Below are 12,816 nucleotides of genomic sequence, written 5' to 3'. Positions count from 1 at the left end.
TGTGGTCAATAACGGAATGCATGCACTGATTTTTCTGGGCGATACGCTGCTGTCGCTGTATACGATCGTGGTGTTGCTGCGCGTGTTGTTGCAACTCGTTCGGGCCAATTTCTACAATCCGTTGTCGCAGTTTGTCTGGCAGGCCACGCGCATACCGGTTCGCTGGGTAGCCGCGCTAATTCCACGCCGGAGTGATCTCGACGTGCCAGCGCTGGTATTGGCAGTCATCATCTGCTATGTAGATGTCGAACTGATTCTCGTGCTGAACACGTTGGCACAAGGGCAGCCGCTCGACTTCGCTCAGCTCCGTCCCGCCGTCGCGCTGGCTTGGGCGGCTTTCAAAACGATCGTGTTGGTCTGTAACCTATACACCTTGACGATTCTCATCCAAGCGCTCATGTCATGGCTGGCGCCGCAGCAGAACTCGCCGGCCACTGCACTTTTGCGAACTCTGAATGAACCGTTGCTTCGACCGGTTCGCTCTCGTCTGCCGCCGCTCGGCGGCTTCGATCTGTCACCGTTGGTGGTCATCCTGGTGTTGCAGGTCGTTACTATGTTGTTGCCCTTGCCAGGTGCGTTGCACTGAATGCGTGAGTCGACACCGGGTGCCGTAGGGTACGTCGAGCCCCAGACGCTGGCTATCGAGCAGCCGCTCGAGCTGGACTGTGGCAGTAGCTTGGCGCGTCTCGATCTGGTGTATGAAACCTACGGCGAATTGAACGCCGATCATTCCAATGCCGTGTTGGTCTGCCATGCGCTGTCCGGCAACCACCACGCGGCCGGTTACCACAGCGAGGATGACGCCAAACCTGGCTGGTGGGATAAGTGCATCGGTCCCGGCAAAATGATCGACACCAATCGGTTTTTCGTTGTCAGTCCGGGCAACCCCGGCTGTTACGGCAGCTCGACTGGGCCGGCCAGTGTTAATCCCGAGACTGGCGCCATCTACGGGCCGGATTTCCCCGTGGTGACGGTTGGCGATTGGGTGCGGGTGCAGGACCGGCTGCGCGCTGCGCTTGGCATCGAGCGATGGGCCGCGGTGATTGGCGGTAGCCTCGGCGGCATGCAGGTCATGCAATGGTCGTTCGACTATCCGGATCGGATTGCCTACGCCGTGGTGATTGCAGCCGCGCCGCGATTATCGGCTCAAAATATTGCCTTCAACGAAATCGCGCGCCAGGCGATCGTGACCGATCCAGAGTTTTATGGTGGGCGTTACGTCGACCACGATGCCGTGCCGCGGCGTGGTTTGATGTTGGCGCGCATGCTTGGCCACATCACCTATTTGTCCGACGAGGCAATGCGCGCCAAGTTTGGTCGTGACCTACGTGCCGACGCGGTGCGCTACGGCTTCGACGTTGAATTCCAGGTGGAGTCGTACCTGCGCTATCAGGGCGAGTCGTTTGTCCACAATTTCGACGCCAACACATATCTGCTGATGACCAAGGCGTTGGATTATTTCGACCCGGCTAATAACCTGGCTGGTGGTCTGGCGGAAGCGTTCGCGCCGGCGACAGCGCGATTTATGGTGTTGTCATTCACCTCGGATTGGCGCTTTCCGCCGTCACGCTCGCGCGAGATCGTCGATGCGTTGGTCGAGGCCGGCAAAGACGTATCCTACGCTGAAGTCACCTCCAACCTGGGCCATGACGACTTCCTGCTGACGATGCCGCACTATATCGATACGCTGCGGGCCTATCTCGGCCGCGCGGCTGACGAGTTAGGCATATGAACACGGAGACGACGCCGGCACCGGATGGTTTGCGCGCCGATCTCGCGCTCATTGCTGACTGGATTCGTCCAGGCGCACGGGTGCTCGATCTCGGTTGTGGTGATGGCGCGTTATTGGCACACCTCGCCGGGACCAAGGACGTTGTCGGTTATGGTTTGGAGATCAATGCCGACAACGTTATCCAGTGCGCTAAACGCGGCGTCAACGTGCTGCAGCTCGACCTCGACAAGGGCCTTGGCGAGTTCTCGGCGGCGAGTTTCGATTATGTCGTTATGAGCTCGGCGCTGCAGGAAGTCCAGCGCCCGGATCGGCTGATGGACGAGATGCTGCGTGTCGGGCAGGCATCGATCGTGACCTTCCCTAACTTTGGCCATTGGCGTCCGCGTCTGTCGCTCGGGGCCTTTGGTCTGATGCCGATGTCGAAATCATTGCCGCATCGCTGGTATGAGTCGCCCAACATCCGGCTGAGCACGGTGCGTGACTTCGAGCAACTATGCGTGGAAAAGGGCGTCGCGATCGCGCGTCGGCATGTGGTCAATCATGCCCACCGCAGTAATGCGCTGATTCGGATGTGGCCGAATCTTTTCGGCGAGATCGCGCTTTATCAACTCGCCGAATCAGCGTAGGCGTTGGTACGTTACAAAGCTTATTCAGCGCACGTGCCCCTGCTGCATCGGGTTGCGCGTTAGTCGCCGAGCACAGCCAGTTTGGCGCGGATGAACTCGCTGTGCGGCAGATAAAGCATATCGGCGAGTCGCCGCAGCAGCGCTTCTTCGTCAGCGGCGATTTCACGGTCGGCATACGCGACGCGCCACAACATCTCGATGACTTCGCGCTTCTCGGTCGCGTTAAGCCCGCTGTTGAGCGTTTTTAAATACGTATAAAGTGACACGTTGTCGTCGGACTGCGGTCGGGCAGCCTCAAGCAGCTCGTCGGCGCCCGCGGCGTCTAGGGCGAAACCGTTTTCGAGCTCGGTGCGGATGGTTTGGTATTCGACGTCGGCGTGCACGTGATCCGCATGCGCTATCTCGAGCATCAATACCGCAGCGGCGATGCGCTGGGCGTGTTCCGGGTCGCGCTCGGCTGTCTCGGTCGGCGCCAACGCGGTTTTCAGCTGGTTGAAAAGATTCATGGCGATGGCGGTTTAGTCGCCGTGGGCGTCGAAATGGTCCCCGGCCAGACGGCGAAGCTCGCTGAGACGGCCGTGCAGGAAATGGCCGGCGCCGCTCATTATCTGTGTGTCGACCGGCGGCTGTAGGGCCTGGACGGCATGTATGGCGCGATCGACGTCGATGACGTCGTCAGCGTCGCCGAAAAGGGCGCGCCATGCCGTATCGGCTCGTGGCAGGTTGTTTTCGAAATATTCCACCGGCAGACCGATAGTCAGAAGCGCCCGTGCGCCGTCTGATACGGCTAGGCACAGCGCCAGCCAGGCGCCGAATGAAAAGCCTGCGACTCCGGCATACGGGAGCCCGGATTGTTGGAGCGCCCATTGCCGCGCCACGCGCAGATCGTCGAACTCGCCTTGGCCAGCGTCGTAGCCGCCTTCGCTTTGGCCCACACCGCGGTAGTTGACCCGGATTGCAGCAAAGCCGGACTCGACCATGGCGCGCGCAGTCATGTAGGTGACTTTGTTATCCAGCGTGCCGCCTTGCTGCGGATGCGGGTGAGCCACAAGCACGAGTCCGCGCGCGCTCGTTTTCGGCATGGCTATGGCGGTTTCCAGCGCGCCTGCTGGGCCGTCGATCGTGCCGCGTGCGTGTTCGCCCGCGGCTGGCCAATGTAATTCGTCCGCCTGCATAACGTTACAGCGTGTCGAGTGGGCCGATCATAGCGAGTCGCTCCAACTACCGGAACGACGCCGGCGCATCAGGGAAAGCAATAGGCCGACCACGATCCCCACGAACAGGATGAGCGCGCCGATTTTCATGCCTTCACGCCGGCTTTCGAGCGCCTCGTTTTCGTGTTTCAAACGCTCGACCGTCGACTCCAGCGACATCACTTTCTTGTGGTATTTCTTATTCTGTTTGTTAATGCGCACGGCGTCGGCGGAGGTTTCACGCAATTTTTCAAGCTTCTGACTGATCGTTTTTTTCTGGCTGGTCAGTTGCTTGTTCTGTTTCTGCAGTTTGGCAATCTTTTTCTTAGCACTGCCCGCGTTGGTGCTCAGCGATTTGTTTTGTTTACGCAGTTTCTTATTCTGCTGCCGATATTTGTCCAGACGCGTGGTGGCGGCTGGTTTGTCCGACAGTTGCCGGGTCAGCACGTAGCCGGTGGTGCCGCTGGCTGTCCGGATCTTGGTCCAACCATCGGATTTCGAGAGTGTGGTTAGCTTGTCGCCGGCGTCTATGAGTTTCTTAATGTTGTAACCGGTGCCCGGGCCGCGCCGCAGGTTCACCGATAATTGGTCGCTGACATAGCGTGTTGCGGCGCTGGCCACGCCAGTGACGATCACGAGCAGGAACGCGATAGCAACGCGCGGTATTGGGCTACGACGCATGAAAGTTGGGAGATTGAAGGGTTGGGAAATGATAGCAAAACCACACGTATTGAACGGCCATGGTGTCGCCGCGATCGGCTAGACTGTGGCGCGATTATCAACCCGGGATTTTGCCTATGACGCTAGTCGACATCGGCGCCAATCTGGCCCACGAGAGTTTTGACGCTGATCGCCAAGATGTACGCCAGCGAGCGCACGCGGCTGGCGTCCACGCGATGGTCGTGACGGGCAGTGACCATGCGAGCAACGCATCTGCCGTAGAACTCGCGCGCACCGAGAACGATCTGGCAGCGACCGCTGGTTTGCATCCGCACCACGCCGAGTCATGGGACGACGCACTCGCCGAGCAGATCGCCGACGCAGCCGGCGCTGGCGATATTGCAGCGGTCGGTGAAGCCGGTCTGGATTATTTCCGCGATCTATCGCCAAGGGATGCACAGGCCACGGCGTTCGAGGCTCAACTCGATATTGCGCGTCGCCATCAGTTGCCGGTGTTCCTGCATCAGCGTGAGGCACATGCTGACTTTGCCGCCATTCTGAAAAACACGATCGACGACTTGCCGGCCGCGGTCGTGCATTGTTTTACCGGCGACCGCGACGCACTCGAGACTTATCTCGAACTTGGTTGCCACATCGGCATCACCGGCTGGATCTGCGACGAGCGCCGTGGCCAGTCGGTCGCCCGGCTGTTGCCGGAGATCCCGAGTGATCGCCTGATGATCGAAACCGACTGTCCGTTTCTGTTGCCGCGAAGTCTTGATTCCAAACCGGCGACACGACGCAACGAGCCGTCGTTTCTGCCCGAGGTTGCCAGGGCGGCAGCCGTCGCGCGCGGTGAGTCGGTGTCGGCACTGGCGAGTGCGACAACTGCAACGGCTGAGCGATTTTTTGGGCTAAAAGAACGGCATGCCGCCGCTTCAGTCGCGAAATGATACGATTCAAACGCAACTGGCAACGTTAGGTGGTCGCCATGGCCGAAAATGAAACTGAAACGCTAAAAAATGACCTTGAATCGCTCCGCAACGATTTCCAAACGTTGACTTCGGATGTCCGCAAAATCAGCGAAGAACAGGCGCGTTCGGGTGCCGATGCCGTCCGCAGCAAAACCGGCGAGTTCAGCGAGGAAGTTCGCAAGCGTTCGCAGGAGGTCGGTGCCGAGATCGAGGCGCGCCCGTACACGAGTATTGCCACCGCTTTCGGCGCCGGTCTGTTGATCGGTGCTCTGCTAAAGCGCTGACGCCATGAATTTGCGCGCCAAAGCGGTCGGTGCGTTGGCCGTCAACATGCTGTTCTGGATGTTGATGCTGCTGGCAACAGCGGCCGTGTTAGCGCTTATTGGTGCCCTCTATCTTGCGCTCGCCCCGCTGATCGGGCAGCCGGGCGCGATTGCGATTGCCGGCGCGACGCTGCTGCTGATGGTAGCGGTTGTCGGCGGCCTCGTATATCGAGCGGTGCGGCCGCGCATCAATAGTGCGGCACCGTCTGCCGACGGCTCTGATGCCCGCTCGGATGAGGATCGGGATCGTTCGGCGCTCGGTGACATGGCTGTCGACTGGACGCGCGACCATACTGGTGGCGTGATGGTGGCGGCGCTGGCGGCCGGCGTGGTCGTAGCCGCTAGCCCGGGGCTGCGCGGTGCGCTGTTTCGTGCGGTCGAGCCGTCGCTACGCGAACAGGCTGCGCGCACCATCGATCGTTTTGCCGATCGCTCGTAACGCCTCGAGATCGCATGTATGACTGACCACGCGCTCGGAGAGCGCGTGGTCAGTCAAAAAGCGGCGCGATCGCTTATTCCCGGTGGCCGTTTAGGGCGGTATTAAGCGGGGTCAATCGGCGTCGTCGGTGACAGCACCGCTCGCCGCCGAACCGACCAGCTTGGCGTATTTGCCGAGCACGCCGCGCGTCGCGTTGCCGGGACGGTTCTGCCATGCGGCACGCCGGCGCGCCAACGTTTCGTCGTCGACCGCCAGTTGTAGCAATCGTTGGTGGGCGTCGATGGTGATGGTGTCACCGTCCTCGACGAGTGCGATATCGCCGCCGGCTGCAGCTTCCGGTGCGACATGGCCGACGACCATGCCGTAAGTGCCGCCAGAGAAGCGACCGTCGGTAATCAGTCCGACTTTGTCACTAAGGCCCCGGCCGACGATGGCCGAGGTCGGTGAGAGCATTTCGCGCATACCGGGGCCGCCCTTGGGGCCTTCGTAGCGAAGGACCACGACATCGCCGGCGCCGACTTGCTCGCCGACGATGGCCGACATGGCATCTTCTTCCGAATCGAACACCCGTGCTGGGCCGGTTATCGACGGTTCCTTGATGCCCGTAATCTTGGCTACGGCGCCTTCGGTGGCGAGGTTACCCTTGAGGATCGCCAGGTGCCCGGAGGCATAGAGCGGTTTGTCGATCGGGTGAATCACCGTTTGCCCGGACGGCGGTTCGTCCGGCACGTCGGCCAGGGTCTCGGCCAGCGTGGCACCGGTGATCGTCGGGCAGTCGCCATGCAGCAATCCAGCGTTGTAGAGCATCTTCAACACCTGCGGGATGCCGCCGGCGGCGTGCAGTTCGGTGACGACATGGCGGCCCGAGGGTTTCAGATCGCAGAAAACCGGGACCTTGCCGCGGATGCGTTCAAAATCGTCAATCGATAGATCGACGCCCGCTGCGTGTGCGATCGCGAGCAGGTGGAGCACCGCGTTGGTGGAGCCGCCCACGGCCATGACCAGCGTGATGGCGTTCTCGAAGGCTTTGAAGGTCAGCAGATCACGCGGGCGGATGCCTTTTTCGATGGCGGTTAACAGCGCTTGTGCCGAGGCGGCTGTGTTCTCGGCTTTCTCGGCGTCTTCCGCGGCCATGGTCGACGAATAGGGCAGGCTCATGCCCATCGCTTCGAATGTGCTCGACATGGTATTGGCGGTAAACATGCCGCCACAGGAGCCGATGCCCGGGCAGGCGTTGCATTCGACCTTCTTGAGGCGAGCGTCGTCGATCGTGCCGGCAACGCGTTGGCCGACAGCTTCGAATGCCGAGACGAGGGTCAAGTCCTCGCCGTCCAGATGGCCAGGCTTGATCGTGCCGCCATAGACGAATATTGCCGGCACATTCATGCGTGCGATACCGATCATCGCGCCCGGCATGTTCTTGTCGCAGCCGCCGAGTGCTAGGACGCCGTCCATTGATTCGGCTTGGACCGCGGTTTCCACCGCGTCGGCGATGACTTCGCGCGAGACCAGCGAGTACTTCATCCCCGTCGTGCCCATGGAGATGCCGTCCGAGACGGTGACCGTGCCGAAGACTTGTGACTTGGCGCCGCTGTCCTCGAACGCGGTTTCGGCGCGTTCAGCCAGAGCGTTTAGGCCCATATTGCAGGGCGTGACCGTGGAGTAGCCGTTGGCGATGCCGACGATGGGCTTGGTCAGGTCGGCGTCGGTGTAGCCCATGGCGCGCAGCATGGCGCGGTTCGGCGCGCGTGCTGTGCCTTCGGTTATGGTGGCGCTGCGGCGTTTGTTGGTTGTCTGGTCGGTCATGCTCGCTCCGGTCGCTGAAGCCGTATTATGACCGCTTCGTTGCGCCATACACAAAAAAGGCGCGACCCCTGGCCGCGCCTTTTGAGTTCTATGGTTGGCCGAGGTGTTAGAGATTCGGCTGTTTGGTCATGCGTAGATAGGGCTTTAACTCGGTGAAGCCGGCCGGGAAGAGCTTTTCCGCTTCGTCATTGGATAGGCTCGGCAGGACGATCACATCGTCGCCGTTTTGCCAATCGGCCGGCGTGGTCACTTTGTAGTTATCCGTCAGCTGTAGAGAGTCGATCACGCGCAGGATTTCGGCAAAGTTGCGCCCGGCTGACTTGGGGTAGGTCAGCGTCATGCGGATCTTTTTATTCGGATCGATCACGAACACCGATCGTACCGTCGACGTGTCGCCCTCATTCGGGTGGATCATGTCGTAGAGCTCGGATACCTTGCGCTCGGGATCGCCGATAATCGGGAATGTGACCCCGCTTCGTTGCGTTTCGGCGATATCCTGTGACCACTTGTAGTGATCATCGACCGAATCCACCGAGACCACGATCGCCTTGGCGTTGCGTTTGGCGAATTCCGAGTCCAAGCCGCCGACGGTGCCGAGCTCGGTTGTGCACACGGGCGTGAAATCCGCGGGGTGGGACATCAGCACCCCCCAGCCATCGCCCAGCCATGTGTGGAAGTCGATGGTGCCTTCCGTGGTTTCTGCCGTGAAATTAGGGGCTGTGTCGCCCAGTCGTAGACCCATGAAGAACTCCTTATGCAAACTGCCTCATTGTTTAAGCGTAGCACCGAGTTTCGATTTTTCTAAATAACTGGATATTTTAACTTTAAGCGGCGTTAAACTATTGAGCTGCGAGGATGCGCGCAGCTGGTATTCTCTCGAGCGACAAATCATGGCCGGGAACGACGGTGATGCTTCGTCCGGTACCTTATGCGGAGGAAACAAAATGAGCGATGCCGAATCTGGCGGCCGCTACCACCCGATTATCATTTATGTCACCTGTCCTGATACGGCGACTGCCGAGTCGATCGCCAATGGGCTGGTCGAAGCCGGTGAAGCGGCTTGCGTCAATATCGTGCCGGGGATCAGATCGGTTTATCGCTGGCAAGGTCAGGTCGAAACCGCCCAGGAAGTCCTTTTGCTGATCAAAACTCAGCACACTCGGTTGGAAGCACTGCGTACTCGCGTGACCGAATCCCATCCGGACGATGTGCCGGAAATCGTTGCGGTGCCGATTGTTGATGGGCTGCCCGATTATCTGGGCTGGCTGATCGAAACAACCGAGGCTTAAACGGAGCCTGCCTTTGGTCGGGCTATGGTTGCCATCTGTCGAAGCAACGGGGCGGTTGTAGCCGCCGCGCTGTCGCCCACCGAGTCGCTGTTTCAACGTCTCGCGGGTTTATGATTTTGTAATCAAATCGTTGCGGTTTGACAGGTTTGTTTATCTTGCTGGCACATCGGCGGCTGTATCGGTACGCCGCATGTGGCCTTTGTAAGGCTATCGGCGTGTGCGATCCTTGGATGCGTAGTCGCCATGTTATCGCTTTGGTAGCCAAGCGCCGCACGCGTAGAAGCGTAAGCCATCACAATATGTCGTCCATCCGTTTGGAGCGGGTGCCGGTGGGGTTCGCGCACACGCGCTCGAGTAGACTCGCTTAGTGCTCGCTCGGTTCGAGGCAGCCTAAAACGACGTGCCCGGGCGCGTCGTCAAAGTATTTTTGCCGGAAAAGTTTCGAAATAGGCGCGAATGTCGTCGATCCGGGGTCAACTTATTGCTGTAACAGCTTGGCTGAGGCATACTATTACAGCGGTTTTACGAACGGATGCGGTTTGGCGCGATATCTGCTTGTCAACGGGCCGAATTTAAATCTGCTCGGGCAGCGCGAGTCGGCCCATTATGGCCGCGACACGCTGGCTGCGATCGAGTCGCGATTGGCCGTGCTTGCGCAAGACGCTGGCCACGAACTCGATACTTTTCAGACCAACGGCGAAGGTGCGTTGATTGACCGTGTGCAGGCCGCTGGACACGAGCACTGTGACGGCATCTTGTTGAATCCCGGCGGGTTCACTCATACCAGCGTGGCGCTGCGCGACGCGATGATTGCGACGGGGCTGCCGTTTGTGGAAATTCATCTGTCAAATATCGCCGCGCGCGAGCCGTTCCGCCAACATTCGTACTTTTCGGACATTGCGCTTGGCACCGTCGCTGGATTCGGTGCCCACGGTTACGAGTTGGCGCTAGCCGCACTTATGCGCGCCGACGGCGCGGCTTAGCTGCTTTAAATTTAGGGAACGTCATGGACATACGAAAACTCAAGAAACTCATCGAACTGGTTGAGGCGTCGGGCGTCGCCGAGCTCGAAATATCGGAGGGCGAAGAGTCAGTCCGTATCGGCCGCTATCCGCCAGTAGCGGCCTCTGCCGGGGCCGCGCCGCCACCGGCGACGCAGGCGCCGGCGCAGCCGGCGGCGCCACCTGCTCAGCCGGAGGCTGAAAGCACGGCGCCGGCCGACGAGCCGCTGGATGGCACGATGATCCGCTCACCGATGGTGGGCACGTTTTATCGCGCCCCGTCACCGGACGCCGAACCGTTTGCTGAAGTCGGCAATCGCGTTTCGGTGGGCGATACGCTATGCATCGTCGAGGCTATGAAAATGCTCAATCAGATCGAGTCCGAGACTGCCGGGACAATCAGCCAAGTGCTGGTGGAAGACGGCCAGCCGGTGGAGTTCGATCAACCACTGTTTGTCATTTCGTGATGCTGGATAAGGTACTGATTGCCAACCGTGGCGAGATTGCGCTGCGGATCCTGCGCGCCTGTCGTCAACTCGATATCCCGGTGGTCGCGGTCTATTCCACCGCTGACCAGGATCAGAAACACGTTCTGCTGGCCGAGGAGGCGGTCTGTATCGGCCCGCCGAACGCCGATGGAAGCTACCTCAACATGGCGACGCTGATGAGCACGGCGGAGGTTGCCGGTGCCAGTGCGATCCACCCTGGCTACGGCTTCCTGTCGGAAAACGCGGATTTCGCCGAAAGCGTAGCCGAATCTGGGTTCACCTACATCGGCCCGGATGCCGAGACGATCCGCTTGATGGCTGACAAAACCTCGGCGATCCAGGAAATGTCGGCGGCTGGTGTGCCTTGTGTGCCGGGGTCAGGCGGGCCGTTGTCCGACGATGACCAGGCCAATCGCCAACTGGCTGAATCCATCGGTCTTCCGGTCATCATCAAGGCCGTCGGCGGTGGCGGTGGACGTGGCATGCATGTTGTCCATAGTGCATCCGAAGTCCCCAGTGCGGTCGATATGGCGCGCCGTGAGGCCGCGAGTTCCTTTGGCAACTCGCTGGTCTATATGGAGAAATTTCTGGAGCTGCCGCGCCACATCGAAGTCCAGGTGCTGGCCGACAACTATGGCAACGCCATCCATCTGGGCGAGCGCGACTGCTCGTCGCAGCGTCGCCATCAAAAGGTGGTCGAGGAAGCGCCGGCGCCTGGCATCACTGATGCCGAGCGTGAACGTATCGGTGCATTGTGTGTGGCGGCATGCCAGCGCATTGGTTATCGCGGCGCAGGCACCTTCGAGTTTTTATACGAAAACGGCGAGTTCCATTTCATTGAAATGAATACGCGTATCCAGGTTGAGCATCCGGTCACTGAAATGATCACGGGTGTCGATCTGGTGGCCGAACAACTGCGAATCGCGGCAGGCTATCCGCTGTCTTATTCGCAGTCGGATATCGAGCTTTCTGGGCACGCCATCGAGTGCCGAGTTAATGCCGAGCATCCGACGACGTTCGTGCCGTCGCCTGGCCGGATCACCGAATACCACACGCCGGGTGGCCCGGGTATACGGCTGGATTCGCATGCCTACGCGGGCTATAGCGTGCCGCCTCACTACGATTCGCTGATCGGCAAGCTTATCGCCCACGGCCCGGATCGGGACACCGCGCTATCCCGCGGCGAAATCGCGTTGTCGGAGATGGTCGTTGAAGGAATACACACCAACCTCGATCTCCACCAACAAATCCTGACCGATCCGCATTTCGTGGCGGGTGGCGTGTCCATTCATTATCTGGAAAACAAGCTGCGCGCCGACGCCGACGGATGAATCTCGCCCGCTTGCAGGTCATTGCTGAGACCGAGCATTCGGCCCTGGCCGAACTGGTGCTGGAAGAAAACGGTGCCGAGGCGGTGACAGTGCTCGATGTAGGTGAGGAATTGACCGTGGAACCAGCGCCGGGTCAGACCCCGTCGTTTGGTGTCTCGCGGGTTGTTGGGCAGTTTTCGCCGGAGACCGATACGGCCCCAATCGAGCACGCCCTGCGGGAAGCCATCGGTGACCCGCATGTGACTGTGGCCAGCGAAATACTGCCCGAAGCCGACTGGGTCGAAGCCTGGCGTGCGTATCAAAAGCCGCGTCGGTTTGGCGACGATCTGTGGGTTGCGCCGACTGATGCCGAACTGTCGGCTGAGGCCGGTCCGAGTGCAACCGTGATTCGTCTGGATCCAGGGTTGGCGTTTGGCACTGGCTCGCATCCGACAACGGCGCTATGTCTGGCTTGGCTGGCCGGCGCTGATCTAGCCGGCCAGCGTGTTCTCGATTATGGCTGCGGCTCGGGGATTCTAGCGATCGCTGCTGCCAAACTTGGTGCACATACGGTCGTTGCGGTCGACAACGACCCGAAAGCATTGACTGCGACTCGTGACAATGCCGCTGCCAACGGCGTGGCCGAAGTGGTCGAGACACCAGCGCTGGATGCGGTACCCGCGCCGGCTTACGATATCGTTCTGGCCAATATACTGGCTGCCCCGCTGATCGATCTGACGCCGACGTTGATCGCGCAGCTTGCACCGGGCGGTTGGTTGGTGCTCTCCGGGCTGTTATCGCGCCATGTCGATGATGTGCAAAATGCCTACGCAGATTGGTTATCTTTCGAGCCGCCCATCTACGAAGGAGATTGGGCGGCATTGGCCGGTCGTCGCCGATAGGCCCGCGCAGCCGGCGTTGTAGCGAATCGAGGCGGCGCGAGCGCTGGTTGTGGGTTTAGTTCGGCGCCCAAAA

Annotated in this window: 16 protein-coding genes; 11 read left to right on the top strand and 5 right to left on the bottom strand. The window is 60.2% G+C overall.

From position 1 onward, the window contains the following. The first annotated feature begins 1 nt into the window (after position 1). From HKX41_07095 to metW, 3 genes are read left to right on the top strand one after another with little or no spacing between them, the layout of a single operon-like run. Positions 2-586 (top strand): YggT family protein, encoded by a 585-nt coding sequence (locus tag HKX41_07095; GenBank protein NNC23921.1) that lies wholly within the window; start codon positions 2-4, stop codon positions 584-586. Then, entirely contained in the window at positions 587-1,732 is a 1,146-nt protein-coding gene (locus tag HKX41_07090) for a homoserine O-acetyltransferase (protein ID NNC23920.1), read from the top strand. It abuts the gene before it with no gap. Further along, positions 1,729-2,358 carry a methionine biosynthesis protein MetW gene (gene metW / locus HKX41_07085; GenBank protein ID NNC23919.1) on the top strand — a complete coding sequence of 210 codons (630 nt, stop codon included), beginning with the start codon at positions 1,729-1,731 and terminating at the stop codon, positions 2,356-2,358. Before HKX41_07090 ends, metW begins: the two co-directional genes overlap by 4 nt. A 59-nt stretch (positions 2,359-2,417) precedes the next feature. On the opposite strand, the gene HKX41_07080 is transcribed toward metW, so the two are convergent. From HKX41_07080 to HKX41_07070, 3 genes are read right to left on the bottom strand one after another with little or no spacing between them, the layout of a single operon-like run. Next, on the bottom strand, positions 2,418-2,864 hold the full coding sequence (locus tag HKX41_07080; protein ID NNC23918.1) for a TerB family tellurite resistance protein: 447 nt from the start codon (positions 2,862-2,864) through the stop codon (positions 2,418-2,420). A gap of 12 nt (positions 2,865-2,876) precedes the next feature. Beyond that, positions 2,877-3,533 carry an alpha/beta hydrolase gene (locus HKX41_07075; GenBank protein NNC23917.1) on the bottom strand — a complete coding sequence of 219 codons (657 nt, stop codon included), beginning with the start codon at positions 3,531-3,533 and terminating at the stop codon, positions 2,877-2,879. 27 nt (positions 3,534-3,560) lie between these two features. Next, complete coding sequence (locus tag HKX41_07070) at positions 3,561-4,232, bottom strand: TIGR04211 family SH3 domain-containing protein (GenBank protein NNC23916.1); 672 nt, start codon at positions 4,230-4,232, stop codon at positions 3,561-3,563. Positions 4,233-4,348: 116 nt separating this feature from the next. On the opposite strand from HKX41_07070, the gene HKX41_07065 reads away from it, so the two are divergent. From HKX41_07065 to HKX41_07055, 3 genes are read left to right on the top strand one after another with little or no spacing between them, the layout of a single operon-like run. Beyond that, positions 4,349-5,164, top strand: coding sequence for a hydrolase TatD (locus HKX41_07065; GenBank protein ID NNC23915.1), 816 nt, complete (start codon positions 4,349-4,351; stop codon positions 5,162-5,164). 38 nt (positions 5,165-5,202) lie between these two features. After that, complete coding sequence (locus HKX41_07060; protein NNC23914.1) at positions 5,203-5,469, top strand: hypothetical protein; 267 nt, start codon at positions 5,203-5,205, stop codon at positions 5,467-5,469. A 4-nt stretch (positions 5,470-5,473) separates the two neighbouring features. Next, positions 5,474-5,947: a hypothetical protein gene (locus tag HKX41_07055; GenBank protein NNC23913.1), complete on the top strand. Its 474-nt coding sequence runs from the start codon at positions 5,474-5,476 to the stop codon at positions 5,945-5,947. A 111-nt stretch (positions 5,948-6,058) separates the two neighbouring features. Here the strand turns inward: HKX41_07055 and ilvD are convergent, their stop codons facing one another. Then, a complete protein-coding gene (ilvD, locus tag HKX41_07050; GenBank protein NNC23912.1) occupies positions 6,059-7,753 on the bottom strand; it encodes a dihydroxy-acid dehydratase in 1,695 nt (564 codons plus the stop codon). Between the two features lie 106 nt (positions 7,754-7,859). Further along, complete coding sequence (locus HKX41_07045) at positions 7,860-8,495, bottom strand: peroxiredoxin (protein ID NNC23911.1); 636 nt, start codon at positions 8,493-8,495, stop codon at positions 7,860-7,862. A 202-nt stretch (positions 8,496-8,697) separates the two neighbouring features. Between HKX41_07045 and HKX41_07040 the strand changes: the two genes are divergently transcribed. The 5 genes from HKX41_07040 (at position 8,698) to prmA (ending at position 12,743) form a co-directional block, all read left to right on the top strand. Further along, positions 8,698-9,042, top strand: a complete 345-nt coding sequence (locus HKX41_07040; GenBank protein ID NNC23910.1) for a divalent-cation tolerance protein CutA — start codon at positions 8,698-8,700, stop codon at positions 9,040-9,042. Between the two features lie 539 nt (positions 9,043-9,581). After that, on the top strand, positions 9,582-10,025 hold the full coding sequence (aroQ, locus tag HKX41_07035; protein NNC23909.1) for a type II 3-dehydroquinate dehydratase: 444 nt from the start codon (positions 9,582-9,584) through the stop codon (positions 10,023-10,025). 23 nt (positions 10,026-10,048) lie between these two features. Beyond that, entirely contained in the window at positions 10,049-10,510 is a 462-nt protein-coding gene (locus tag HKX41_07030; protein NNC23908.1) for an acetyl-CoA carboxylase biotin carboxyl carrier protein, read from the top strand. Continuing rightward, complete coding sequence (accC, locus tag HKX41_07025; protein ID NNC23907.1) at positions 10,510-11,862, top strand: acetyl-CoA carboxylase biotin carboxylase subunit; 1,353 nt, start codon at positions 10,510-10,512, stop codon at positions 11,860-11,862. Before HKX41_07030 ends, accC begins: the two co-directional genes overlap by 1 nt. Next, positions 11,859-12,743: a 50S ribosomal protein L11 methyltransferase gene (prmA, locus tag HKX41_07020; GenBank protein NNC23906.1), complete on the top strand. Its 885-nt coding sequence runs from the start codon at positions 11,859-11,861 to the stop codon at positions 12,741-12,743. The genes accC and prmA overlap by 4 nt, the downstream gene beginning before the upstream one ends. The last annotated feature ends 73 nt before the right edge of the window (positions 12,744-12,816 follow it).

This window comes from Salifodinibacter halophilus (genome assembly GCA_012999515.1).
GTDB lineage: Bacteria > Pseudomonadota > Gammaproteobacteria > Nevskiales > Salinisphaeraceae > Salifodinibacter > Salifodinibacter halophilus.
Note: the sequence above shows the minus strand (reverse complement) of the source record. Positions and strands in the feature narration are given on the sequence as shown.